Here is a 3,194-nt window from a genome sequence, read left to right as displayed (position 1 = left end):
CCTTCCTTCAAGCAGTAAGAAGGGTTCAGACGATGCCACGTTCTTTAACAGAAGAGCCGATTCACCACTTCAACTGGGAGGCAATTCTTGACCTCTGCTCGAATGCATACCTTTGGCTTGCAACGTGGGCTGAAAGGAACGTCGAGCCTGGGGAGGATGGTCAGCATATACCCCAGAGCGTGCGATCGATCCTGGTTAATCGGAACTATTACATCTGATTTGCTTTGACCGGGCCAACTTTCAGTGGCGGCTATGTCCCGCAACTCGGTCATAGACCCCTCGGACCTCGCTGCGGTCGCGGCCAATGTCGGCTTTTCTGGCTGCATTGCAGCGTAACTCTTGGATCGATTGGGGCTGTCGATTTGCTGCACAAGCGAAGGACGCGATTTCAGTCCGGCCGTTCTGGGCTCCTTGCTGCCGTTAGCCGCATCGCAGCGATCCTGCCAAACGATCTCGCCCCGACCAACATGAACGGCCCAGTGCTGCCGTTCGTCGCGGGTTTAGTCGCTGCGGTGCAGCTTCCCCATAGCAGACCTTTAAGCTTGCCGCAGCATTTGTCGGCATCGATGACTGCTCAGCGGAGAGGCTATGTGAAAACTCGGGATTCTTCATGATTTCGCGCTGCTCCTTTTCGGGAGTTGCCAATTTGATGGTTCAGCTCGACCAGAGCGTGCCCAAATCTGGCAATTTGCTGTTTTCAAACAAAATCAGACGGATAGGAGTTATTCAGGGCGAACTTATTAAAAGCCTGACGCCGGCCCACGGTGCGAAAGCTGACGTCTAACAGTCCAACGCGAGGTTCAAGCACATGCTCTCAGATGGCACTGTCAGAGGAAAAATAATTACTTGCCCAAACGCAAATTTGGCATTTGGCCACCATTGATTTCTCACGGGTTTTTTGGATCGGATCAATCGAAACTGCACCGCTTCAAGTATTCAGAGTTTTCCTCTGACAGTGCCCGGCGGCCGGCTCCATGAACTCGCCGAAAAACTCCGCCAGACCGCTGTAGGCATCGAATGGCAGAACATGCGATATATATTGGTCAGGACGAACAACCACGAAACAACCCGCTGACCGGTCTATGCCGCGTAGTTCAAAGATATCCCTTCCAGGCTTCTGATCTGCACAGAATACCTTTTCGTAGTCGACCAACCCGAGCCTGCCTTTTCGAGGCGAGAGGCACGTGGGCAGTCGGTCAAGGGCCAGGTCGTGAAGGGATTGCTGAAATACCGCTCGCACATCTATCGTGGCGTCGTCCGCTGCGCCTGACGGCGTAAACCGGCGGACCGGCGAGGCCGGGTCCTCGAACAAAAAGTCACAAAGGCGGCGGACTGCTGAACCTTTGGCAATGGGGTCTTCTTCAGGACAGAAAGCAAAAACACGCCATCGGGCGTCGGCCTTGATCGTGTGACCAAGCTCCATAGGCTTGGCATCCGCCAAACGGATAACGGGGGCTGAATGAAACCGGGTCCCGATCTTGAAGCCCGAAGCGCGCGATTGCCACGTCGCAGGTCCAGTAAGGACTGAGGGTGCATATGTCACCGACATCCCCGCCGTGAAACGGCCATGTTCAATGAAATAGCTTTGCGCCTTCGACGCGTCGGCTGCGCCAGCTTCGGTCGTGGTCGGCCGCTCGCTCATAATCCTGGCCCATTCACGGTCAAACTCTATGAGATCGTGCGCCACCGCCCGCCGTTCCGCGGAATAGCTGTGCAACAAATCGGGCTTGCTCCGGCCCTGAAGAACGGAAACCAGCTTCCAGCCAAGATTGAAAGCGTCGCCCATCGAAACGTTCATACCTTGTCCGGCTTTGGGGCTGTGGGTATGGCAGGCGTCGCCTGCGATAAAGACGTGGGGATGCCTCTTGGCGACTTCAGCCTCGGGAACATCGTCGAATTTGGAGGTAAGACGTTGCCCGATCTCGTAGACTGACCACCACGGCACCTCTTTGACGTCGATCGAATAAGGGCTGAAGATCCGGTTCGCCGCTGCAATTAGATGCTCAAGCGTGATGTTGCGCGCCGCCACTCTTTCTCCAGCGCCAAGTTTGTCCAGCTCAATGTAAAGCCGGACGAGGTAGCCACCCTCACGTGGAATAATGATAATGTTGCCCTCGCTTGCGGATTGGATAAGCGACTTGAAGCGAATGTCGGGAAAATCGGTGACCATAAGAACGTCCATCACGCCCCAGGCCTGATTGGCGGAATCCCCCTCGAGGTGGCGGCCGATGGCCGCCCGCACGGCACTGCGTGCACCGTCGCAGCCCACGACATATCTGGCGCGGACGTCAAACGTCTCACCCTCACGGGCGGCATCCAGATGTGACAGCGTCACGCGTACCGGGTGGTCGCCTCCATCGGATGCAACAGCAAGATCCTCAAGTTGCAACGCATAGTCAGGCACAAGCCGGGTAGGTGAATTCCGCATGACTTCCAGATACATGTCATGCACGCGCGCCTGATTGAGGATGATGTGGGGCATTTCGGAAAGACCATCCTCGACATCCTGAATCCGCCCCTGTCGGCTGATGTGCTCCGGCTTGTCCGGCGCGGGCCTCCAGAACGTGGTCTCATTGACCCAGTAGCCCTGCTTCATCACCTTTTCCGCGAACCCAAAGGCATTGAACATTTCCATCGACCGACAGGAAATACCATCTGCCTGCCCCTTTTCGAGCGCTTCAGGTTTGCGTTCAACGATCCGGGTCGTGATGTCCGGAAAGGCCGAAAGCTGCGCGGCGAGCGTCAAACCAGCCGGACCACAGCCTACTATCAGGACATCGACCTCATCGGACATATAGGAGGTCCGCTCACCCAATGCGGGATCTGATACTTCCGGGTCGCCGGGACGGAACCCATCAAGATGATACTGCAAAGCCTTTCTCCTTTCGGGCGGCGACGAGAGGACCGCGCACGGCATTGTCAGATTAAACCAGTATGGCCGCGTCTTCCGCCCCAATCCTTTCACAGATTGGGCAAATCTCAATGTTTGGTTGGCTTTCGCCAAACATCAGCAATTCAAACCAGCCCAAGATCCGCTCAAAAAGTGTAGCACGTGAATTTAATCTGACAATTCCATGCTGAGAACTGATTTCGGTTACATTGAAAATTTTTTGCTTGTCAACTTGGCTGGGTAAGTGTTCAAAATCTGCGAAACTGTTTTCTGGAGCCGCGCACTGCGGCCTGCGATTCCAGAA

The 3,194-nt window shown here is 55.4% G+C and carries 2 protein-coding genes; both read right to left on the bottom strand.

From position 1 onward, the window contains the following. Positions 1-928: 928 nt before the first annotated feature. Complete coding sequence (locus Q1B15_RS01635) at positions 929-2,872, bottom strand: FAD-binding monooxygenase (RefSeq protein ID WP_299749153.1); 1,944 nt, start codon at positions 2,870-2,872, stop codon at positions 929-931. A gap of 52 nt (positions 2,873-2,924) precedes the next feature. Beyond that, on the bottom strand, positions 2,925-3,194 hold a 270-nt coding region (locus Q1B15_RS01630), incomplete at its 5' end, for a hypothetical protein (protein ID WP_299749150.1).

Origin of the sequence: uncultured Boseongicola sp. (assembly GCF_937988555.1) — a bacterium.
Taxonomy (GTDB): Bacteria; Pseudomonadota; Alphaproteobacteria; order Rhodobacterales; family Rhodobacteraceae; genus Boseongicola.
Note: the sequence above shows the minus strand (reverse complement) of the source record. Positions and strands in the feature narration are given on the sequence as shown.